The following is a 21,717-nucleotide window of genomic DNA, read 5'->3' as shown; positions in this document are numbered from 1 at the left end:
GCATGAGACTTCTCCTGCTGGGTGGTACGGAGTTCGTGGGGCGGGCCGTCGCCGAGGCGGCGCTGGAACGGGGATGGGAGGTCACGGTCTTCCACCGGGGGACGCACGCCGCGCCGCCCGGGGCGCGGGTCCTGCGTGGGGACCGCACGGCCGAGGGCGGGCTCGCCGCGCTGGCCGAGGGCGAGTGGGACGCGGTGGTGGACACCTGGTCGGCCGCCCCGTCGGCGGTGCGCGACAGCGCCCGTCTGCTGGCCGGCCGGGTCGGCCGCTACGCGTACGTGTCCAGCCGCTCGGTGTACGGGTTCCCGACCCCGGCCGGGGCCGACGAGAGCGCTCCGCTGGTGGAGGGCTCGCCGGACGACGGCGAGGTGCCCTACGCCGAGTCCAAGCGCGGCGGCGAGCTGGCGGCACTGGACGCCTTCGGCGACCGGGCGCTGCTGGTCCGTGCCGGGCTGATCGTCGGCCGCTACGAGAACATCGGCCGGCTGCCGTGGTGGCTGAACCGGATCGCCCGGGGCGGCCCGGTGCTCGCGCCCGGCCCGCGCGGGCTCGCGCTCCAGTTCATCGACGTCCGCGACCTCGCCGGCTGGACCCTGGACGCCCTCGCGGCCGGCCTCGGCGGCCCGTACGACCTGGTCGCCCCGCCCGGCCACAGCAGCATGGGCGAGCTGCTGGAGGCCTGCGCGGCGGTCACCGGCTCGGACGCCGAGCTGCGCTGGACGGCCCCGGAGGCGATCGCCGCCGCCGGCATCGAGCCGTGGACCCAGCTGCCGTTCTGGGTCCCGCCGGGCGAGTTCCACGACGCCATGCACGGCGCGGCCGTCACCAAGGCGCCGGCCGCCGGGCTGCACTGCCGGCCGACGGCCGACACGGTCGCCGACACCTGGGCCTGGCTGCGGTCGATCGGCGGCGTCGCGCCGCAGCGACCGGACCGGCCGACGGTGGGGCTGGACCCGCAGACCGAGGCCGCGGCCCTGGCCGGCTGAGGCACCGGACGCCCGGGGCGGGGCCGTGCGCGCGCGGTCCCGCCCCGGGCTCCGCGGTCTCAGCCCCGGCCGTCGATCAGCTCGCCGTAGGCCTGCACCAGGTCCGGCAGCCGCAGCGTGGCGAGGTCCTCCCGGCCGGGCGGCTCGCGCAGCAGGGTCAGTCGTAGGTCCCGGTAGGCGCAGGACTTCTCGTACAGGGTGCGGATGAACCGGCCGTTGCCGAGTTCGTCGATCCAGCCCTCGCGGACCACATGGGTGCAGATCGAGGCCAGTTCCTCGGCGGCGTCCTCGTCCCAGCCGTCGCCGTCCTGCCCGGCGAGCGCCGCGCCGATCGCGGTCAGCTCGCCGGGGCGGTAGCTGGGGAAGTCGACCCGGGTGGTGAAGCGGGAGTTGAGGCCGGGGTTGGCGGCCAGCAGCCGGTTCATGCCCTCGGGGTAGCCGGCCAGGATCACCACCAGCCGGTCCCGGTTGTCCTCGGCGCGCTTGAGCAGCACCTGGAGCGCCTCGTCGCCGTAGGCGTCGCCCTTGCTGTAGCCGGAGTTGGAGAGGCTGTAGGCCTCGTCGATGAAGAGCACGCCGTCCAGCGCGGAGTCGATCAGCTCGTTCGCCTTGACGGCGGTCTGGCCCAGGAACTCGCCGACCAGGTCAGCCCGTTGGGCCTCCACCAGATGGTCGCCGGAGAGCAGGCCGAGGGCGTGGAAGACCCGGCCGAGGATCCGGGCGACGGTGGTCTTGCCGGTGCCGGAGGGGCCGGAGAAGACGAAGTGGCGTTTGGGCGGCTGGACCGGCAGGCCCTGCTCGGCGCGCAGCCGGGCCATCCGCAGCTGCGCGGACAGCGCCCGGACCTGTCGCTTGACCGGCTCCAGGCCGACCATCCGGGAGAGTTCGGCCAGCGCGGCGTCCAACTCGGTCTGGTCGCCCTCGCGTTCGAGGGCCGGATAGGCGTTGGCGACCCGGGGGAGCGCGGCCTCGCCGCGCGCCGGCGCGGGCGCCGCGGGGGAGACGGCGGCGGGCTGCGGCGCGGTGGAGCCCGAGCGTCCGCCGGCGGTCAGCGGGGGCGGTGCGCCGGTGCCGCCGGACCGGTTGTCGGTGCCCGCGCCGCCCGGTCCGGCGCCGGTCGGGACGACCGGGAAGCCGTCGTCGTCCGGCGCGGTCCCGTCCGGCTCCGGCTCGCCCGCGCCGTCGGCCCCGTCCGCTCCGCCGGCTCCGTCCAGGAGCGGATCGTCGAGGTCCGGCCCGCCGAGGACCGGCCCGCCGAAGGGGTCCGGGACGCCGGGGAAGCCGCTCGCGCCGTCCGTTCCGACCGGGTCGATGCCGAACGCCTCGAAGTCCGGCTGCTCCAGCAGCGCGGCGTCCAGCGCGTCCTCCTCCGGCCCGCCCGTCCGGCCGGCCTCCCGGCCACCGCCCACGACGGCGTCCAGCAGGGTGTCGGCGACGGCGTCCTCGGCCGAGATCGCCGCGAGCCGGGCCGCGGTGTCCATGAACGCCGGATCGGCCCGGTGCACCGCCCGGTAGAGCGGTAACGCGGCGGCGCTGCGCCCGGCGCCCTCGTAGGCGCGGCCCAGCCAGTACCGGAGCTCCTTGCGCTGCGGCTGCTCGGAGCGGCAGCGGGCGAGCGAGGCGGCGAGCGGGGCCTGGGCCTGGGCGCACATGTCCAGCCGGACCCTCGCCATGCCGGCGAACAGTCCGGCCTCGATGCCGAGCAGCGGGTCGTCGAGCAGCCGGTCGGTGTCCCGGATCAACTGCTCCCAGTCCTTGAGCAGATAGGAGCGGCAGGCGTTCAGGAAACGCGCCGAAGGGTCCTCGGCCGGGGTCGGGCACTGCGCCAACGCCTGCTCCAGCTCGGCGAGATGGCGACCGTCCAGCCAGTGCGAGGCGTGCGCGAGGGCGAGGTCGCGGGGGCTCTCCAGCACCGGCTGCACCCACCAGCCCAGCCAGTACCAGGAGCTGAGCGGCCGGGCGTGCCGGCGGCGCTGCTCGCCGAACCGTTTGCGGTGGCGGTACATCGCGAGCAGCGCGCCGGAGGTGTCGCTGCGCAGCGCGTGCAGGCCGAGCCAGGCGTCGGCCATGCCGGGGTCGAGCCGCACGGCGGCGCGGAACTCCTCCTCGGCGCGGCTGTACGCCCCGGCCGTGTAGGCGTCCATGGCACGCAGCCAGGCGCGGTCGGCGAGCCGGTTCGGTGCCGGGCCGCCCGCGTTGCTGCTCTGGGAACTGTCCGTCGTCACTCAACGCCCCCCGCGGTGTGGCTCGGGGCCCGGCCGGTGCGGTGGTGTTGCGGACCCCGCCGGTGGGCGTCTGCCCCCGGGGCGCATATGCGCCTGCCAGGAATCGTACCGGCGCGGAGCTGATCCGGAAGGGTGCCGCACGATGTCAAAAGCGATCCGGCGGACGGCCGTTGACGGATGGCCGAATCCGGCGCGGGGAGGCCGGACGGTATCCCCGGCTCACGGGGGAACAAGCCGGGGATACCGGGTCCGAGGTTGCGGAACGCGTCATTCCGGCAACGGGTGTGAACCTATTTCCTGGCGACGCCGCAGGTCAAGGGGATTGTTGAAGGTTCACCGACGGTGCTCGGCGCGATCCGGCCGGTCACCCCGTCGACCACCGTTCCGGCGTGCGGGCGGCTCGGGTCCGCAGCGAAATGCGCCGATTCGGCGACGGCCCAGCCGGCCCAGAACTCCGCCAGCTCCGGACCGTCGCGCTGCTCCCCGCGCCGCCGGGCCGCCGCCGCGTCCAGCTCCATCCACACCAGCCGGCTCAACCACGGGCGCACGGCGCGCCGCCCGGCGCCCACCCCCTCGACCAGTACCACCGGCGCGAGCGGCACCGCGGCCGTCCCCGCGAACCGGCGCAGCGTCCAGTCGTACACCGCGTACCGCGCGTCCCGGCCGGCGGCCAGTGGCTCCAGCACCTGGGCGCGCAGCCGCCCGAACCACTCGAACGGCTCTGCGTGCGTCGCGAGGTCGTCCAGGTGCACCACCGGGGCGCCGCCCAGCGCGGCCGACAGCCGGCCGGTGAAGGTCGTCTTGCCCGAGCCCGCGTGTCCGTCCACCGCGACCAGCCGCACCGGGCCGCACCGCGGCGGCAGCGCCCGCAGCCCGGCCGCGAGCGCGTCGAGGGCGGTGGGTGCGTCGCGCGGGCCGGGCACGTCGGCGGTGCGTGTCCCCACTACCGGGGCGGCGGAAGTCTCGGAAGAAGCCACATCGGCAACCCTACGGGGGCCGGTGCGCCGATACGGACAGTGATCCGGTGCAGGTCGTGACGGCGGGGCCGTGATCGGGCATACTCGCATCGCCGAGCATGTGAACGGCCGTTCACCGTGATCCGGTGCCGGCCGCGCCGAGCTGCCACACCCCGCGCGGGCCCGACCACACCCGGGCGGCCCGGCGCACGACCGAGGAGGCGAACCAGCCACCATGACCACCTCCCCCGCGAAGGCCGTCGACCGCCAGCTGCCCAGCGAGGAGGCCCGCGAGCTCCTCAGCCTGACCCGGGACCTCGTCCAGCGCGAGCTGCGGCCGCGCGCCGCGGAGGACGAGGCCGCCGGCCGGTTCCCGCGCGAGGTCTTCCGCACGCTCGGCGAGGCCGGCCTGCTCTCGCTGCCCTACGACGAGCGGTACGGCGGCGGCGAGCAGCCCTACGAGGTCTACCTCCAGGTCCTGGAGGAGCTGGCGTCCGGCTGGCTGGCCGTCGGCCTCGGTGTCAGCGTGCACACCCTCTCCTGCCACGCCCTGGCCACCTTCGGCACCGACGAGCAGCGCGAGCGCTGGCTGCCCGGCATGCTCTCCGGCGAGCAGCTCGGCGCCTACTGCCTCTCCGAGCCGCAGTCCGGCTCCGACGCCGCCGCCCTGCGCACCCGCGCCGAGCTGGACGGCGACGAGTACGTGGTGAACGGCACCAAGGCCTGGATCACCCACGGCGGCCAGGCCGACTTCTACAGCGCGCTGGTGCGCACCGGCGAGGAGGGGGCGCGCGGGATCAGCTGTCTGCTGGTGCCCGGTACCCAGCCCGGCCTCTCGGCGGCCCCGCCGGAGCACAAGATGGGCATGAAGTCCTCGCCGACCGCCCAGCTGCACTTCGACGGCGCCCGGGTCCCCCGCGAGCGGCTGGTCGGCGCCGAGGGCCAGGGCTTCCAGATCGCGCTCGCCGCGCTGGACTCCGGCCGGCTCGGCATCGCCGCCTGCGCGATCGGGGTCGCCCAGGCCGCGCTGGACGTCGCCGTCGACTACGCGCGCACCCGGCGCCAGTTCGGCCGCCCGATCGCCGACTTCCAGGGCCTGTCGTTCATGCTCGCCGACATGGCCACCCAGATCGAGGCCGGCCGCGCGCTCTACCTGTCCGCGGCCCGCCGCCGGGACGCCGGTCTGGCGTTCTCCAAGGAGGCGGCGATGGCCAAGCTGTTCTGCACCGACACCGTGATGCGGGTGACCACCGACGCCGTCCAGGTGCTCGGCGGCTACGGCTACACCCAGGACTTCCCGGCCGAGCGCTTCATGCGCGAGGCCAAGGTGCTGCAGATCGTCGAGGGCACCAACCAGATCCAGCGCCTGGTGATCGGCCGCCACCTCACCAAGTAGTCCCGGCCCCCGACCGGCCCCCTGACCGGCCGCCCCCGGTGCCCGCCCCGCGCGGGCGCCGGGCGGGGCGGCCCGGAACGGCCCCCGGGCGTCGCTCCAGGGTGCGGAGTGACGCCCGGGGGCCGTTCTGACGTACCGTCGGCGACCCTGCGGCGGGCGGGGGTTCAGCGCCGCGAGAAGCGTCCGCGCTGCTCCGGGATGGCCGGCGCGACGGCCGAGCGGACCGGGCGGTGCACCATCGCGTGGGAGAACGGCTGGGTGCGCCAGTCGAGTTCGCCCGGCGGCGTGAGCAGCGCGTCCGGGCCCGCGGACCCGGCCTCCTCCTCGCTGTCCACCTCGAAGAGGTCGTCCGTCGGCGCGCCCGAACCGGGGCAGAGGGTGGGCGAGAAGGGGTGCCAGGGCCGCGGCAGGACGGCGTGCTGCGGCAGCCGCTCCTCGTCGCCCACGAGGGCGATCGGGCGCCGGCACGACGGGCAGTGCACCCGGACGATCTCCCAGCCGTCGACCTCGCCCGGATCCACCTCCGGCGCGGTCTCGTAGGGGACCGCGAGGTCCTCGCGGTCGGTCGTATCGTGGGCGTCGTCCGCGCCCGTCGGGCGCTCGTCGGTAACGCGCATGGTGATCCCCCTCGGATCGGGCCCGGCGTGGTCGCCCGGGGCCACAACCAGCACTTCCCGCCGAAACGGACTCATAACCCTGCGGTCCGTCGCACTGTGATGCACCGGGTGTGTCCTTCGCCACATTCGTCCGGCATGTGCCCCGCGGCACCCCGGGGCGCGCCGGGTGACATCGCGCGCCCCCTCCCTGCCGCCGCACGCGCCCTCCGAGGCCGGAGGCCGTGCGCCCCCCGTGCCGCGATCCGCGCGCCCCCGAGGGGGTAGGTTTGCGCCTTGTGGAGGATCTCGACCAACGCATCGTCCAGCTGCTCCTCCAGGACGGCCGGATGAGCTACACGGACCTGGGCAAGGCCACCGGCCTGTCCACCTCGGCGGTGCACCAGCGGGTGCGCCGGCTCGAACAGCGCGGGGTGATCCGCGGTTACACCGCGATCGTCGACCCGGACGCCGTCGACCTGGCGCTCACCGCCTTCATCTCGGTCAAACCCTTCGACCCCAGCGCCCCGGACGACACGCCCGAGCGGCTGGCCGATCTGCCCGAGATCGAGGCCTGTCACAGCGTCGCCGGTGACGAGAACTACATCCTCAAGGTCCGGGTCGGCGCCCCCGGCGACCTGGAGGACCTGCTGGCCCGGATCCGCAGCGCCGCCGGCGTCTCCACCCGCACCACCGTCGTCCTGTCCACCCCCTACGAGGCCCGACCCCCGAAGCTCTGACCGGTCCGCGCGGGGGTGCAGACTAGGCCGCATGACCGAACGCACCTTCCGGACCGTCCTGCTGCGCGGCGGCGCCGTCTACAGCCCCGCCGACCCCTTCGCCACCGCCATGCTCGTCGAGGGCGAGCACGTCGCCTGGGTCGGCAGCGACGGCGCCGCCGAGGCGTACGCGCAGACCGCCGACGAGATCGTCGAACTGGACGGCGCCCTGGTCACCCCCGCCTTCGTGGACGCCCATGTGCACACCACCTCCGCGGGCCTCGCGCTCACCGGCCTCGACCTCACCGGCGCCCCCTCGCTGGCCGCCGCGCTGGCCGCGATCAGCGCCTTCGTCGCCGCCGAGCAGGAGCCCGGCGGCGTGCTGATCGGCCACGGCTGGGACGAGACCGGCTGGCCGGAGGGCCGCCCGCCCACGCTCGCCGAGCTGGACGCCGCCGCCGCGGGCGCCGCCGTCTACCTCTCCCGCACCGACGTGCACTCCGGCCTCGCCACCAGCGCGCTGCGCGCGCTGACCGAGGGCCTCGCCGAGCGGCCCGGCCACGACGCCGACGGCCCGCTCACCCGCGACGCCCACCACGCCGTGCGGCAGACCGCGCTCGGCCGCCTCACCCCCGAGCAGCGCCGCCGCGCCCAGCGCGCCGCCCTGGCCCGCGCCGCCGAACTCGGCATCGGCGCCCTGCACGAGTGCGCCGGCCCCGAGGTCTCCTCCGAGCAGGACCTCGCCGCCCTGCTGGAGCTGGCCGCCGAGGGCGAGGGCCCCGAGGTGTTCGGCTACTGGGGCGAGCTCGGCGAGCGCGGCGGCGTCGAGACCGCCCGCCGGCTCGGCGCGGTCGGCGCCGGCGGCGACCTCTTCGTCGACGGCGCGCTCGGCTCGCACACCGCCTGCCTGCACCGCGACTACAGCGACGCCGCGCACACCGGCGCCGCCTACCTCACCGCCGCCCAGGTCGCCGACCACGTCGCCGCCTGCACCGAGGCCGGCCTCCAGGCCGGGTTCCACGCGATCGGCGACGCCGCGATCGCCGCCGTCGTCGAGGGCGTCCGGGCCGCCGGCGACCGGGTCGGCGCCGAGCGCGTCCGGGCGCTGCGCCACCGCGTCGAGCACGCCGAGGCGCTGGACGACGAGACCGTCGCCGCCTTCGCCGAACTCGGCCTGACCGCCTCCGTGCAGCCCGCCTTCGACGCCGCCTGGGGCGGCCCGGACGGCATGTACGTCCAGCGCCTGGGCGCCGAGCGGGCCGCCGCGCTCAACCCCTTCGCCGCGCTGCTGCGCTCCGGCGTCCCGCTGGCCTTCGGCTCGGACGCCCCGGTCACCGCGCTCGACCCCTGGGGCACCGTCCGGGCCGCCGCCTTCCACCGCACCCCCGAGCACCGGATCTCGGTGCGGGCCGCGTTCACCGCCCACACCCGCGGCGGCTGGCGCGCGATCGGCCGAGACCAGGACGGCGTGCTCGTCCCCGGCGCGGTCGCCAGCTTCGCCGTCTGGGCCGCGGGCGACCTGGTCGTCCAGGCCCCGGACGACCGGGTGGCCGGCTGGTCCACCGACCCGCGCTCCGGCACCCCGGGCCTGCCCGACCTCACCCCCGGCGAGCCGCTGCCCACCTGCCTGCGCACCGTGGTCCGCGGCCGCACCGTCCACCTGGCCGCCGAGTAGCACCGGGCGGCGGTGAGGCGGGCGGGCGGTCCCCGGACCACCCGCCCGCCTCCGTTACGACCCTCAGCTCACGGCCGGGTGTCGTTCCGGGGTACCTTCTTCGGACAGCGTCCGAACAGCCGTCCCCGTACCCCCCGCGGGGCGGCGGCGAGAGAGATGGTGCGACGGTGGCCATGCCCGTCACCCAGGAGCGGTCCGGGACCGCACCCGAGACCCCCGACGAGGCATCAGGCCCGGGCCGCGGCGCCCGCGCCCTCGCCAGAGTTCGGGCCGGCCTTCCCCGCACCGGGCTGGCCGCGCTCGCCGGACTGCTGCTCGCGCTGGCCTTCCCGCCCTTCGACCTGTGGCCGTTCTCGGTCCTCGGCGTCACCGCGCTCTCGCTGCTCACCCGGGGCCGCACCGCCCGGCAGGCCGCCTGGACCGGCTTCGCCTTCGGCCTGCCGTTCTTCCTGATGCTGCTCAGCTGGCTGCGGGTGATCGGCTGGGACGCCACCGTCGGCCTCTCGGTCGTCGAGGCGCTGTTCCTGGCCGTCCTCGGCGCCGGCCTCGCGGTCACCTCCCGGCTGCCCGCCTGGCCGCTCTGGGGCGCCTGCCTGTGGATCACCCAGGAGTGGGCCCGCGACCGGCTGCCGCTCGGCGGCTTCCCCTGGGGCCGGCTGGCGTTCGCCAACACCGCCACCCCGTACACCCCGCTGGCCGCGCTCGGCGGCGCCCCGCTGGTGACCTTCGCGGTCGCCCTCTCCGGCACCCTGCTGGCCTGGGCCGCCGTGCGGGCGGCCGGCCGCGGCACCGCGCGCCGCCCGGTGCAGGCCTCGGCGGCCGGCCTCGGCGCCGTCGCCGCGCTGCTCGCCGGCTACCTGGTGCCGGTGCCCACCGCGCCCGCCGACACCGTCAAGGTCGCCATCGTCCAGGGCAACGTGCCCAACCCCGGCATGGACTTCCTCGGCCGCCCGATGATGGTGCTCAACAACCACGCCGCCGCCACCGAGAAGCTCGCCGCCGACATCAAGGCGGGCCGGGCCGAGAAGCCGGACATCGTGATCTGGCCGGAGAACTCCTCCGACCTCGACCCGTTCAGCGATCCGCTGGCCTACGCGCGGATCGACGAGGCGGTGCGGGCGATCGGCGTGCCCACCCTGGTCGGCACCCTGGTGGACGGCCCCGACGAGCAGCACGTGCAGAACGAGGGCATCGTCTGGGACCCGACGACCGGCCCCGGCGCCTCCTACACCAAGCAGCACCCGGTGCCGTTCGGCGAGTACGTGCCCTTCCGCGACCAGCTGTCCAAGGTCATCACCCGGCTCCAGCGGGTCGCCCGGGACTTCTACCCCGGCGACCACAACGGCGTCATGCAGCTCGGCCCGGCCCGGATCGGCGACGTCATCTGCTTCGAGGTCGCCTACGACGAGATCGTCCGCGACACCGTCGACCAGGGTGCCCGGGTGCTCGTCGTGCAGACCAACAACGCCACCTACGCCAAGACCGGCCAGCCGGAGCAGCAGCTCGCGATGAGCCGGCTGCGCGCCGTCGAGCACGGCCGCGCGGTGCTGATCGCCGCGACCAGCGGCATCAGCGCGGTGATCGCCCCGGACGGCACCGTCGTCCAGCGCACCGAGGAGCTGACCGCGGCCGAGCTGTCCGCGACCGTCCCGCTGCGCGACGGCACCACCGTCGCCGACCGGGTCGGCGCCGTCCCCGAGTGGACCCTCGCCGTGGCCGGCCTGCTCGCCTGCGCGGGCGGCGTCCTGCTCGCCCGCAGGCGGCGGAGCGACGCGGCCGGCACCCCGGATGGAACACCGGCCGCCGGCTGACCGTTGGACCAGGTGGTGCCGTAGCCGGCCCGGACCTCCCGTGCGGCGCGCAGAGCACCGCCTGGAGTGGATTCGTACCGTGACCCAGCAAGCTTCCCCCGCCCGTCCGGCGCCGCGCTCGAAGCTGCGGCGGGTGCTGCCGCTGCTGCTGACCGCCTGGCTGGTGCTGGAGATCTGGCTGCTGGTCCAGGTCGGCTCGTGGCTGGGCGGCCTGACCGTGGTGCTGCTGCTGATCGCCGGCGCGGTGATCGGCGGCTCGCTGATCAAGCGGGCCGGCGCGCGGGCGCTGTCGGCGGCCTTCGAGCAGACCCGCGACCCGAAGTCCGAGCAGCCGCAGACCGGCACCAGCCTGACCGTGCTGGCCGGCCTGCTGCTGATCCTGCCCGGCTTCCTCTCGGACGGCCTGGCGCTGACCCTGCTGTTCCCGCCGACCCGCGCGCTGTGGCGGGCGGCCGGGCGCCGGGTGGCCGACAAGGCGCTGCGCTCCACCGCAGGCGTCGGCACCGACCCGCTCGCGGACGCGATGCGGCTGCAGGAGCAGCTGCGCATCCACCGCCCGGACGGCAAGGTGATCCAGGGCGAGGTGGTCGAGCCGGGCCACGGCCCGCAGGCCGGTCCGCAGGGTCCGGACACCACCTACCGCCCACCGATCGACGGCTGACCGCGGGCCGGGCCGCCCGAACCGGGTGGCCCGGCCCGGCCACGCGAAAGGGACCCTGGTGACCAGGGTCCCTTTTCGCGTGCCCCCGCCGGTGGGCGGGAGCGGGGTCAGGCGCTCTTGCGGGTGTCCCGCGGGTGCACCGCGAGGTTCATCCCACCGGACCGGAGAACGGCCAGCCGCTCGGCCAGCACCTCCTCCAGCTCCTCGCGCGTCCGACGCTCCATCAGCATGTCCCAATGGGTGCGCGTCGGCTTCACCTTCTTCTCCTCCGGCTCGTCGCCGTCGAGAAGTGCCGCCTCCTGGCCACAGAAACGGCATTCCCAGGTCGCGGGGATCTCCGCCTCGACCGAGAAGGGAACCTCGAATCGGTGTCCGTTCTGACATGCGTACTCGACGGTCTGGCGGGGAGCCAGGTCGATACCGCGGTCGGTCTCGTAGCTAGTGGCCCCGAGTCGCGTGCCGCGGAGAGCTCGCTCGCTCATGAATCGTGCCTCCCGGGCTTATGGCCCACAGGACTAGTGGTCGCTGTTCTTCGTCGTTCGGTTAACGCTCGGCTTCCGACGAAGATTCCCGTCCCGGGACATGCGTCGTCTGTCGTGCCGCCCCTGTTTGTACCCACCGGCGCCCGATTTGTCACATCTGGCCGGTGATATCACCCCAGGTGTCACCTATTTCACATCTGGTGATCGGTCGGCCGTTCCTGGACGAGCGTACCGGGACGGGCGGTGACGGTCCGCGCCGCCCCTCCCCGTTCGGGTGCCGGCCGGGCGATCAGGCGAGCGGGCGGAAGCGTAGCGCGCCCGGGCCCTTGGCGAGGTCCACCCCTCCCTGCGGCTCGGTGCGCGGCCCGGCGGGGGGCTCGGCCGGGGCGGGCGCCTCGGTTCGGGTGTCGCGGTGCGGCAGCAGGGCGATCACCGCGTCCCGCAGCGCGGCCGGGGCGTCCTCGTCCAGCGGATCGACGGTGGCCGGGACCTGCAGGCGGACCGGGGCGCCTGCGCCGATCCGGGCGTAGCCGCGTCCGGCGGGGGCCTGGGCGGCGGGCACGATGTCCAGCGGCACGCCGAGCGCCGCGTGGCCCTCCTCGGGGCCGGCCGGGCCGAGCACCACCCGGGCCCGGGTGGTGGCCCGCACGCTGGGGGAGATCCGGTCCCGGGCCTCGACGTCGTCGGCGACCACCACGGTCACCCGGGCGGCCCGGCCGTGCCGCAGCGGCAGCTCCAGCAGGTCCTGCGGGTCCGGGCGGCCCTCGGCGTGGGCCAGCTCGCTCAGCTCGGTGGGGTGGTCGAGCAGCAGCCACAGCGGCCGGGAGACGTCCTCCGGCGGGGCGGTGCCGGCGTGCCGGGCGGCGTTCAGCACGGTGAGCCGACGCTCGGTCTCGCCGGCCGCCCACTGCAGCGCGGCCAGCGCGCCGTGCAGGCTGGTCTCCACGGTGTGCACCCCGGGCCGGTTGACCAGGCAGGCGTGCTCGCCGGTCCCGGCGCCGTCGATCACCACCAGGTCGGCGAACGGCAGCGCCTGCAGCGCCACCGAGCGGATCAGGCTGGAGGTGCCGTAGCCGCTGACGCCGAGCGCCAGCAGGTGCGGCTCGGCCGAGCGCGGGCCGGTGCGCCAGACCACCGGCGGCTGCTGGGCGAGCGCCCCGCCCTGGTGCACCGGGATGGTGCGGGCGCTGCCGTTCTCGTCGGTGAAGCCGAGCACGATCTCGCCCGGGGCCGCCACGAAGCGCTGGGCGGCGATGTCCGTCGGCAGCGGCGCCAGGGCGGCGATCCGCAGCTTGTTGGACTCCTCGTCCCAGTCGAAGCGGTACTCCCGGGCCCGGCCGGCCTTGCCCTGGACGACCTGCTCGATCCGGGCGCGGGCGGCCGGCTCGGTGTCGGTGAAGTAGGGCGGGTAGGCGATCTCCAGCCGGGCCAGCCGGCCCTCGGCGTCGAACTCCCACCCGGAGAAGACGTCCCGGTAGCCGCCCTCGTGGTGGTAGATCGGGCCGAACCCCTCCGGCCCGGCCAGGTACGGGGTGAGCGCGGCGTACAGCGCGGTGAGCTTGACCTCGGCGACGTCCGGCTCGGGCGCGGCGGGCGGGTCCTTGGGCGCGCGGCCCGTCCAGGCGGCGCTGGCCATCAGGGCGATCAGCGCGAACAGCAGGCCGTGTGGCAGCAGGTAGATCCCGGTCAGCATCGCGGCGGTCAGGAAGAGCGTCGGGCCGCGCCGGTCCTTGGGGGTGCTCCGCCAGCGCTCCTTGGCCCAGGCGGTGTGGTGGCGCAGCCCGCGGCCGATGACGGTGAGCGGCGCGAACATGTCGGAGGCGTGGTCGCCGGCCGTGCGGACGAGGTCGCGGCCCTTGCTGAGGTGGTGGCGGTTGAGCGGCATTCCTGGCTCCCCGGGCGGGTGGGACGGTCGGTGGGAAGGACTTGCGGCAACGGCCGGGCCCGGGCGGTGGGATCCGCGCCCGGGCCCGGGGGGTGTCTCGGAGAACGCGCTAGAACTTGATGCCGCCGAGCAGGCTGGCGAGGCTGGCGCCGCCGGCGGTGATGCTCGGTGCGATCGAGGATCCGGCGACGTAGAAGCCGAAGAGGGCGCAGACGAGGGCATGGGAGACCTTGAGTCCGTCCCTGCGGAAGAAGAGGAAGGCGATGGTGCCGAACAGGACGATGCCGGAAATCGAGAGGATCACGAGCTGCTCCTCGGGGGAGGGTGCGGGGACGGTGCCACGGAAAGTGCCACAATCGTGACAAAAGGTAATAGCGGATGGAACGGGGCAAATGGGTGGTTTACCGGACTTGCCGCTCCCGTCCGGAAAGTTCCTCCGAACGGCCGCGCGGCCTCGTGCCCGGTGCGGCGTGCGCTAGCGTGCGTCCGGCGTGACACCGACCACCCCCGACGGGCCCCGCGCGGGCGCGTCCCCGGAGAAAGGCCCCGAGATGACCGACACCCCCGACGCCGATGTGATCGCCCTGGCCGGCAAGCTGTTCGACGCCGCCCGGGCCGGCGACACCGCGACCCTCGCCGCGTACGTCGACGCCGGCGCCCCGGCCAACCTCACCAACGACCGCGGCGACACCCTGCTGATGCTCGCCGCCTACCACGGCCACGCCGCCGCCGTCACCGCCCTGGTGGAGCGCGGCGCCGACCCGAACCGGGCCAACGACCGCGGCCAGACCCCGCTCGCCGGGGCCGTCTTCAAGGGCAGCGACGACGTGCTCGACGCGCTGCTCGCCGCCGGCGCCGACCCCGCCGCGGGCACCCCGTCCGCCGTCGACACCGCCCGGATGTTCAGCAAGGAGGCGCTGGTCGCCCGCTTCGAGGGCCGCCCCGAGGCGGGCTGAGCCCGGGCCGTACGCTTGACCACCATGGAGAGCACCACCAACGGCGGAACCTTCGCGCGCGACGCGAAGGGCGGCAGCATAGAGATCCGGATCACCGGCTTCGGCCACCCCGACGCCCAGCTCCTCGCGGCCGAGGTGCAGCAGGAGTACGTGCGCCGGTACGGCGAGGCCGACCTCACCGAGCTGCACCCCGAGCACTTCGACCCGCCGGCCGGGCTCTTCCTGGTCGCCTACCTGGACGGCGAGCCGGTCGCCTGCGGCGGCTGGCGGGCCAAGCAGGCCGCGCCGTTCGGCATCCGCGCCACCGACGCCGAGCTGAAGCGGATGTTCGTCCGGCCGGTGGCCCGCGGCCGGGGGCTGGCCCGGGTGGTGCTGCGCCACCTGGAGCGGACCGCCGCCGAGGCCGGGCGCACCCGGTTCATCCTGGAGACCGGCACCGAGCAGCCGGAGGCCGTCGCCCTCTACGCCTCCGAGGGCTACGCGGCGATCGAGAAGTTCGGCCTCTACCGCGAGCACGAGCAGAGCATCTGCCTGGGCAAGGAGTTCGACGGCGCGCCCGCCGTCTGACCCGGGCTCCGGACGGGTAGCCTCCCGACGGGTCCGAGGGGCCCGCTCGGGAGGGACCGCGGGACAGGGGGCGGCACGCATGACCGGATCGGTGCGACCCGCCCCGCTCGCCGAACTCGCGGCTCCCGGCGGCCCGTTGGAACGACTGGTCGCGACCGGCCTGCGCACCGTCGGGACCGGCGGCGTCTGGTCGGTCGGCGACGCGGAGGGTGTCCGGGGCCGCGGCCGGGCCGGCGTCTTCGGCCGAGGCCCGTACGGCGAGCGGCTCATGGACCACGACACGGTCTTCGACCTGGCCAGTGTCACCAAGATCGTCGCGCTCTGGCCGTGCGCCGGCGCCCTGTGGCAGGCCGGCCGCCTTCCGCTGGACCGGCCCGTCGGGGCGTACTGGCCGCCGGCCGAGGGTCGCCCCGCCGGAGTGCTGACGGCCCGTCAACTCCTTACTCATACAGCGGGACTGCCGCTGCGCACCCGGTTCGCCGAGCTCTACGGGAGCGACCCGGCGGCGATCCGGTCCGGTGTGCTGGCCGCCCCGCTGCACCGTCCGCCCGGCGCCGCCGTCGAGTACACCGACCGGGCCGCCGTGCTGCTCGGCCACCTGGTCGAGCACCTGGCCGGCGCTCCGCTCGACGAGCTCGCCGCCCGGCAGACCTGGCGGCCGCTCGGCATGACGGACACCCGCTACGGCCCGCTCGCACCGGAGCTCGCCGCCCGCACCGCTCCCACCGAGTACGAAGCGGCGGCCGGCGCGGTGCTGCGCGGGGTCGTCCACGACCCCTCGGCCCGGCTGCTCGGCGGCGTCTCCGGCAACGCCGGCGCCTTCTCCACCGCCCGTGACCTGGAACGCTTCCTCGCCGCGCTGCTCGCCCCGCCCGCCGGGGCGGAGGCTCCGTGGGGCGAGCCGTGGATCGCCGAATCGCTGCGGGTGCAGACCGGTGGGCTGGCACCCGCCCGCGGCCTGTCCTGGCTCTGCGCCGCCGGAACCGACCCCGCCGAGGGCACCTTCGTCCACTACGGCTTCACCGGCACCGGCGTCTGGGTCTCCCGCCGCCGCGGCCGCTGGGCGCTGCTGCTCACCAACAAGGTGCACTACGACCGGGACTTCCGGCCGCTCACCGACCTGCGCAACGCCTTCCGCCGGGCGGTCTTCGGTTAGGCCTGCGGCGAAAGGCGTCCAGCGGGAATTCCGTGGGCCTTTCGGACGATGCTTCACGCCATTGACGGGGGCGGCGCCGAGGGGCATGCTGATCCCTGTTGCGGGACTATTGCGCAAGGCTGTCACCGATATTTCCGACGCCCCGGGGGATGGGCGCCGGAAACAGGGCCGGAAGACCCCCCAGGTTTCTGGGGGGTGAATCCGCTCCGGCCTGTCGGGGGGTGTCGGCCGCTCCGCCTCGGCCGGGATCGGCCGAGGTCAGCGCCGTTCTGTCCGGAGGAACACGGCCCGGGCGGCGGCGACCGTGAGTTTCCAGGGCAGCGCACGATTTCAGGAATGCGGTGATTCCATGGTGTTTCAGAACTCCGCCGGAGGCCGGCGCCGGGCCTTCCCGGGCGACGGTCGGGAGTTATTCGCGGGAGTGTCCGACAAGGCCGCCCGGCCGGATTCGGAAGCGGCCCGCGCGGAATTGGCGGGCGAGGAGTTCGGAACGGCGCTGCGGCGGCTGCGGCTGGAGCGCGGACTGTCGATGCGGGCGCTCGCCCAGCGGCTCGGCTACAGCGCGCACAGCGTCTTCTCCGACATCGAGGCCGGCCGCCGGATCCCCTCCGAGTCGCTGACCGGCTCCTACGAGGAGTGCTTCGGTCTGCCGCCGGGCACGCTGCTGCCGCTGCGCCGGCGCGCCCTGGCCGACCGGGCCCGCCGGCTGACCGACCGTCCGGCGGTTGCCGCGGCGCCGTCGGCACCGGCCCCGTCGGCCCCGCCTGTCGCACCGGCCCCGCCTGGCGCGCCGGGGACCGCCCGGGCGGTCCCCGGCGGCGGCCCGCACCGGCCGCCCGCGCCCGATTCGGTGCTGGACGCGGCCGCCCGGCTCGCCGTCGCGGTCCTCTCCCGCACCCGCGTCGTGGTCGACCGCTGGCGCGGGTGAGGAACGCGACGGGCGCACCGTCAGCCGGTGGTCGCGGCGCGCCGGGCCAGGCACTCGGCGCGGGCGGCGAGCACGTCCTCGTCGTCCGGGAGCAGCTCGGCGGCGATGTCCAGGTCGGCCAGCGCCGCCTCCCAGCGGTCCGTGCGCAGCAGCACATAGGCGCGGTTGTAGCGGACCAGCGGATCCCCGGGCGCGAGGCTGACGGCGTGCTGGAGGTCGGCCAGCGCGGCCTCCGGCTCGCCCGCCCGGTAGGCGGCCCCGGCGCGCCCGCAGAGCGCGGGCAGCAGGTCCGGATCGGTGCTCAGCGCCCGGTCGAAGGCCTCGATCGCCAAGTGCTGGTCGTCCTGCTCGGCGTGCACCCGGCCCAGCACCGCCAGCAGGTGGGCGTTCTCGGGGGCCAGTGCCAGGCCGGCCAGGGCGTCGCGCTCGGCCCCCGCCACGTCGCCCTCGTCCAGCAGCAGCCCGGCCCGGTTGACGTAGGCGTCGACGAAGCTCGGGTCCAGCACCAGCACGTAGCCGAAGTCGTCCAGCGCGCCCTCGACGTCGCCCAGCGAGCAGCGCACGTCGCCGCGGTTGTAGTACACCTCGGGGAACGGCGGGCCGAGCCGCAGCGCCGTCTCGTACGCGGCCAGGGCGCCCTCCTCGTCGCCGCGCCGGCGCAGCAGGTTGCCGAGGTCGAAGTGGTACTCGGGGTAGTTCGGGTCGCTCTCGATGACGGACCGCAGGTCGGCGAGCGCCTCGTCGAGCCGGCCGAGGCCGGTCAGCACGGTGGAGCGGTTGTGCCGCAGCACCGAGCGGTGCAGGCCGTGCTCGTCCGCGCCGAGGTCCCGGTCGAGCTCCGCCAGCCCGGCGGTGACCAGGTCGAGCGCGGCCTGCGGGCGGCCGCGGTGCGCCTCGACGAGGGCCAGGCCGTTGTTGTGGAAGACGGTGTTGAAGGCGCGTTGGCGCGGGTCCGGCAGCAGTGAGGCGATGGCGATGGCCTGGTTGATCCAGGCGACCGCCCGCTCGTGGTCGCGGCGGTCCGGGGAGCGGTGCCGGGTGTAGAGCATCGCGGTCGCGTACGCGCACTGCAGGTGGGCGGTCGGGTCGACGGAGTGGACCCGGACCTCCTGGCAGACCGCCTCGGCCTCGTCGGCGCGCCCGAGGGCGGACAGCGAGGTGGGCATCTTGCCGGTGAAGTGCCACCAGGCCTGGGGGAACGCCACCGGGTCGAGGTGGGAGCGGCCGCGGCGGCAGAACTCCAGGCTGGCGTGGTAGAAGCCGAGCAGCATGCAGGCGTCCATCGCCTTGGCGAGGGCCGGCAGGCCGGCGCCGCCCACGTCGGTGCCGTGCTCCAGGTGGTAGGGGAGGGCGCCGAGGTCGAGCGAGGGCTCGCCGAGCGCGGCCAGCTCCGCGGCCCGCCGGTCGTGCAGCTCGCGACGCTCGCGCACGGGCAGCGCCCGGTAGCCGGCCAGGACGGCCGGGTCGTCGTCGGTGCCGTCCGCGGCCACGTAGCGGGCGGCGAGGGCGCCCGGGTCGGTCTCGCCCTGCGGTTCGTGCCGCGGCCCGTCCTGCGGTTCGTCCTTGGCGGCGGCCGGGGCCTCGACCAGGGTGCAGTGTCGGGCCAGTTCCTCGGGCAGGTTCTCGCCGAGCGGTGTGCCGGCCTCCACCGCCCGGTCCACGGGCAGCGGGTCGAGCAACGCGGCGGTCCCGCCCACGACCACGGTCAGCAGCGCCGGGTCGGTGCGGCGGAGCAGGACGGAGAGGAACTCCAGGTCGGTCGGGTCGGCGTGGTCGAGGTCCTCGACGACCAGGGCGTGCGGTCCGTCGGCCCGCCGGGTCAGCAGCTCGGCCAGGAACTCCTGGAGGCCGTGGGCGATGCGCAGCGTCCGCCAGCGGGAGTAGAACCTGGTCCGCTCCTGCGGGACGGCCAGCGAGGTCAGCGTCTCCCGGTCGGCCGGCACCCGCTCGCGCAGCTCCGGCGCGGCGGTCAGCAGCTCCACCTGGTGCGCGGCGACCAGTTCCGGCCAGCGCTCCGCCGCCGCGGGCACCACGGCGCGCAGCACCGTACCGGCCGCCGTGTACGGCCCGCGCAGCCGGCGGTGCGCGGAGACCTCGGGCAGCCCGGGCAGCAGCGGCGCCGGCAGTGCCAGCGCGGCGCGGGCGGCGGCGCGGTCGCGGCGCAGGCTCCCGGTCACCAGGACGTGGTGGCCGGATCCGGTGGGCGGTGTGGACATCGGACCTCCAGGGGTGGCGGGCGCCGGGGCAGGACAGGGGTGGGATCGCGAGGCGGGATCAGGGGGCCGCTGGGAGCGCGTCGGGGGCGGCCGCCGCGCGCCGGGCCCGCCGCTCGCGCAGGTACAGCGCGGTGGAGACGGCGAGTTCACCGACGGTCAGGAACAGGAAGACGATGCTGTCGGCCAGCCCGGCCCAGCGGTGGGCGCCGCCCGCGGACAGCTGGTCGAGCACCGACCGGGACGCCCTGGCCACGATCGGGGGCAGGTTGACCGCCAGCGTCGCCAGGGCCGTCGCGTAGCCGAGCGCCATCAGTACCGAGTACCAGCGCGCCACCGCGCGGTCCCGGGGGTGCCAGCCCTCCGGGTCGTACGGGGCCGGGCGGCCGCGCAGCCGCGCCCAGCGGTCGGCGAGCAGCTGCTTGGCGGTGGTGTGCAGGTCCACGCAGCCGAGGACGGTGACGACGAGGTAGTAGCCGTCGGTGCGCAGGAAGAAGAGGGCCTGCCAGATCACCCGCAGCACGGTGGAGTAGGCCAGGCCGAGTGCGACCCCGCCGACCGCGGAGAGCGCGCCGTCGGAGTGCCGGGTGCCGGCCGCGACCAGCGTCAGCACGGCCAGGACGCCCAGATCGGCGAGCACCCCGGCGAGCATCGGCAGGATCCGGCGCCGGCGGTCCACCGTGACCAGGCCGTCGAGCTCGGTCTGCACCACCACGAAGTAGAGCCGCCGGCCCACCGACAGCCGGGACGGCAGGCCCAGCCGGCGGCCGGCCAGCGCGTGCGCGGCCTCGTGCACCAGGATCAGCGGGGCCTGGGCCAGGAACATCACGATGACCAGCACCGACAGGTACGGGGTGAAGAACAGGTGCCGGTAGCCGGGGACCAGTTCGGGTGAGCGGGCCAGGGTGACCACCGAACCGGCCAGCAGCGCCAGGTAGAGCGCGGCGCCGACGGGGGAGAACATCGCACGGCCCAGCCGCTGCCAGCGCACCGGCGCGGGCGGTGGCGCGGGGGCCTCGTCGGGGTCGCGCAGGAAGCCCAGCTCGCCGAGGTCGGCGACGAACTCCGCGATGTCGACCGTCTCGCCGTAGCTCCGGGCGTACCACCGGGCGGCCTCGGCGGGTTCGGCGCCGTCGACCAGCCGTCGCAGCAGGGCGGCGCCGTCGGCGGGCAGCACGACGAAGGTGCCCTCGTCGAGCCGGCCGACCGTCACCTCGTCGCCCTCCGGCTGGAAGACCAGCGGGTGGAAGGTCAACGGGCCTTCTCCGTGCGGCTGTCCGGGGGACGGGTGGCCGCTGCTCGCCGGTCCGGGTGGCGGTGCGGTGGCAGGCCGGTCTGGCATCGCTCCTCCAAGCGGATCGCCGACGGGGTGGGCCGGTGGGCCACCGGCGGCGGGCGCGGATCTGGAACGCCCGCCGCCGGGGCGTAGCACTCGGGACTAGGCCGGGAGCACCACGGGCGGCCAGGTCGGGCCACAGGGGCCGCCGCCGTAGAGCGAGGCGCCGCTGGTCAGACGGACGGAGCCCGCCTTGCGAATGGCGATCTTCTTCATGAAGGTCACCTCCTCTCACCGGGTGTAGGGACGACGGTGCCCCCGGACCGGACCCGGCCGCCGCAGTCGCGGCCGACCCGGATCCGTCGGGGACACGTCATCTCTAGCAGGGGAGGAGGCCTGTACTCGATGCCTCGCGAACACTTCGGGTCCAGGGCGAGAACTGGTCGCGTACGGGGCCGCGAACACCGCACGGATCGGCGAACCGGCGGACCGTCGGAGTGATGCCGCGTCAGATCAGCGTGGACCAGTACGACCAGAACCGGTTGAGGATCAGCAGCGCGATCACCGCGGCCCACAGCACCGGCAGCGCCCAGTGGTAACGGGCCGCCTCCCGGGCCACCGGCTGGAGCCGCGGTCCGACCGGGATCACCCCGGAGCGCAGGTTGTGCAGCGTGGTGTACCAGAACAGCGTCACCACCGTCGCCCAGACCACCATGCAGTACGGGCAGAGCGCGCCGATGTCGTACAGCGCCTGGTCGATCAGCCAGTGCACGAAGCCCACTCCGAACAGCGTCCCCGCCTGCAGGCCGAGCCAGAACCACCGGCGGTACGCGGCCCCCGCCAGCAGCCCGGCACCGACCGCCGCCAGCGCGCCGAACGCGGCCAGCCCGAGCAGCGGGTTGGGGAAGCCGAACACCTCGGCCTGGTCGGTGCGCATCACCGAGCCGCAGCTGATCACCGGGTTGAGGTTGCAGCTCGGGATGTAGGAGGGGTCCTCCAGGATGCGGAGCTTGTCGAAGGTCAGCACGGCCGAGGCGGCCAGCCCGATCAGGGCGGCGATCAGGAGGAAGAGCGAGAACGCGCGGCCCGCGCCGATCGGCGCCGAACCGGGCGCGGCCGGCGCGGGGGAGGCGGGGCGGGAGGACGGGGAGGAGGGAGTCAGAGCGGTCGATGCGGTCATGGCAGAGCACTCCGTGGGTGAGGAAGGGGCCGGCCCGGCCGGGAATCGGCCG

Annotated in this window: 19 protein-coding genes; 10 read left to right on the top strand and 9 right to left on the bottom strand. The window is 75.4% G+C overall.

Translation table 11 applies throughout. From position 1 onward, the window contains the following. Nucleotides 1-2 precede the first annotated feature (2 nt). Complete coding sequence (locus ACFVVU_RS16300) at nt 3-986, top strand: NAD-dependent epimerase/dehydratase family protein (protein WP_387790443.1); 984 nt, start codon at nt 3-5, stop codon at nt 984-986. Nucleotides 987-1,045: 59 nt separating this feature from the next. On the opposite strand, the gene ACFVVU_RS16295 is transcribed toward ACFVVU_RS16300, so the two are convergent. Both ACFVVU_RS16295 and ACFVVU_RS16290 read right to left on the bottom strand, forming a co-directional pair. Next, on the bottom strand, nt 1,046-3,130 hold the full coding sequence (locus tag ACFVVU_RS16295; RefSeq protein WP_387790649.1) for an AAA family ATPase: 2,085 nt from the start codon (nt 3,128-3,130) through the stop codon (nt 1,046-1,048). Nucleotides 3,131-3,501: 371 nt separating this feature from the next. Continuing rightward, nucleotides 3,502-4,134 (bottom strand): uridine kinase, encoded by a 633-nt coding sequence (locus ACFVVU_RS16290; RefSeq protein ID WP_380688867.1) that lies wholly within the window; start codon nt 4,132-4,134, stop codon nt 3,502-3,504. 268 nt (nt 4,135-4,402) lie between these two features. On the opposite strand from ACFVVU_RS16290, the gene ACFVVU_RS16285 reads away from it, so the two are divergent. Beyond that, nucleotides 4,403-5,563, top strand: a complete 1,161-nt coding sequence (locus tag ACFVVU_RS16285) for an acyl-CoA dehydrogenase family protein (protein WP_387790440.1) — start codon at nt 4,403-4,405, stop codon at nt 5,561-5,563. A 164-nt stretch (nt 5,564-5,727) separates the two neighbouring features. On the opposite strand, the gene ACFVVU_RS16280 is transcribed toward ACFVVU_RS16285, so the two are convergent. Then, complete coding sequence (locus ACFVVU_RS16280; protein WP_380689779.1) at nt 5,728-6,180, bottom strand: hypothetical protein; 453 nt, start codon at nt 6,178-6,180, stop codon at nt 5,728-5,730. 275 nt (nt 6,181-6,455) lie between these two features. On the opposite strand from ACFVVU_RS16280, the gene ACFVVU_RS16275 reads away from it, so the two are divergent. The 4 genes from ACFVVU_RS16275 to fxsA all read left to right on the top strand — a co-directional run bounded on the left by ACFVVU_RS16275 (nt 6,456) and on the right by fxsA (nt 11,022). Continuing rightward, nucleotides 6,456-6,896, top strand: a complete 441-nt coding sequence (locus tag ACFVVU_RS16275) for an Lrp/AsnC family transcriptional regulator (RefSeq protein WP_350541033.1) — start codon at nt 6,456-6,458, stop codon at nt 6,894-6,896. Between the two features lie 31 nt (nt 6,897-6,927). Beyond that, nucleotides 6,928-8,550 (top strand): amidohydrolase, encoded by a 1,623-nt coding sequence (locus ACFVVU_RS16270; RefSeq protein WP_380689781.1) that lies wholly within the window; start codon nt 6,928-6,930, stop codon nt 8,548-8,550. A gap of 173 nt (nt 8,551-8,723) precedes the next feature. Next, nucleotides 8,724-10,361 carry an apolipoprotein N-acyltransferase gene (gene lnt / locus ACFVVU_RS16265; RefSeq protein ID WP_387790438.1) on the top strand — a complete coding sequence of 546 codons (1,638 nt, stop codon included), beginning with the start codon at nt 8,724-8,726 and terminating at the stop codon, nt 10,359-10,361. A gap of 79 nt (nt 10,362-10,440) precedes the next feature. Further along, on the top strand, nt 10,441-11,022 hold the full coding sequence (gene fxsA / locus ACFVVU_RS16260; protein WP_380689954.1) for an FxsA family membrane protein: 582 nt from the start codon (nt 10,441-10,443) through the stop codon (nt 11,020-11,022). A gap of 107 nt (nt 11,023-11,129) precedes the next feature. On the opposite strand, the gene ACFVVU_RS16255 is transcribed toward fxsA, so the two are convergent. The 3 genes from ACFVVU_RS16255 to ACFVVU_RS16245 all read right to left on the bottom strand — a co-directional run bounded on the left by ACFVVU_RS16255 (nt 11,130) and on the right by ACFVVU_RS16245 (nt 13,693). Then, entirely contained in the window at nt 11,130-11,504 is a 375-nt protein-coding gene (locus tag ACFVVU_RS16255; RefSeq protein ID WP_355365562.1) for an RNA polymerase-binding protein RbpA, read from the bottom strand. Nucleotides 11,505-11,793: 289 nt separating this feature from the next. Then, nucleotides 11,794-13,389, bottom strand: a complete 1,596-nt coding sequence (locus tag ACFVVU_RS16250) for a hypothetical protein (RefSeq protein WP_387790436.1) — start codon at nt 13,387-13,389, stop codon at nt 11,794-11,796. A 109-nt stretch (nt 13,390-13,498) separates the two neighbouring features. Further along, complete coding sequence (locus tag ACFVVU_RS16245) at nt 13,499-13,693, bottom strand: hypothetical protein (protein WP_350541028.1); 195 nt, start codon at nt 13,691-13,693, stop codon at nt 13,499-13,501. Nucleotides 13,694-13,940: 247 nt separating this feature from the next. Here ACFVVU_RS16245 and ACFVVU_RS16240 point away from each other — a divergent pair, with 247 nt between their 5' ends. The 4 genes from ACFVVU_RS16240 (at nt 13,941) to ACFVVU_RS16225 (ending at nt 16,996) form a co-directional block, all read left to right on the top strand. Continuing rightward, nucleotides 13,941-14,345, top strand: a complete 405-nt coding sequence (locus ACFVVU_RS16240) for an ankyrin repeat domain-containing protein (protein WP_387790435.1) — start codon at nt 13,941-13,943, stop codon at nt 14,343-14,345. 24 nt (nt 14,346-14,369) lie between these two features. Further along, on the top strand, nt 14,370-14,912 hold the full coding sequence (locus ACFVVU_RS16235; RefSeq protein WP_380688080.1) for a GNAT family N-acetyltransferase: 543 nt from the start codon (nt 14,370-14,372) through the stop codon (nt 14,910-14,912). Nucleotides 14,913-14,991: 79 nt separating this feature from the next. Next, complete coding sequence (locus tag ACFVVU_RS16230; RefSeq protein WP_380688078.1) at nt 14,992-16,068, top strand: serine hydrolase domain-containing protein; 1,077 nt, start codon at nt 14,992-14,994, stop codon at nt 16,066-16,068. A gap of 421 nt (nt 16,069-16,489) precedes the next feature. Beyond that, nucleotides 16,490-16,996, top strand: coding sequence for a helix-turn-helix domain-containing protein (locus tag ACFVVU_RS16225; protein ID WP_387790432.1), 507 nt, complete (start codon nt 16,490-16,492; stop codon nt 16,994-16,996). A gap of 20 nt (nt 16,997-17,016) precedes the next feature. Here ACFVVU_RS16225 and ACFVVU_RS16220 read toward each other — a convergent pair whose 3' ends face one another. The 3 genes from ACFVVU_RS16220 to ACFVVU_RS16210 all read right to left on the bottom strand — a co-directional run bounded on the left by ACFVVU_RS16220 (nt 17,017) and on the right by ACFVVU_RS16210 (nt 21,665). Beyond that, nucleotides 17,017-19,212, bottom strand: coding sequence for a tetratricopeptide repeat protein (locus ACFVVU_RS16220; protein ID WP_387790430.1), 2,196 nt, complete (start codon nt 19,210-19,212; stop codon nt 17,017-17,019). 58 nt (nt 19,213-19,270) lie between these two features. Further along, nucleotides 19,271-20,464, bottom strand: coding sequence for a hypothetical protein (locus ACFVVU_RS16215; RefSeq protein ID WP_387790428.1), 1,194 nt, complete (start codon nt 20,462-20,464; stop codon nt 19,271-19,273). Between the two features lie 529 nt (nt 20,465-20,993). Next, the gene (locus ACFVVU_RS16210; RefSeq protein ID WP_387790427.1) at nt 20,994-21,665 is read right to left on the bottom strand and encodes a vitamin K epoxide reductase family protein; all 672 of its coding nucleotides are present in this window, start codon (nt 21,663-21,665) and stop codon (nt 20,994-20,996) included. Nucleotides 21,666-21,717 lie beyond the last annotated feature (52 nt).

Origin of the sequence: Kitasatospora sp. NPDC057965, assembly GCF_042887135.1 — a bacterium.
Taxonomy (GTDB): domain Bacteria; phylum Actinomycetota; class Actinomycetes; order Streptomycetales; family Streptomycetaceae; genus Kitasatospora.
Note: the sequence above shows the minus strand (reverse complement) of the source record. Positions and strands in the feature narration are given on the sequence as shown.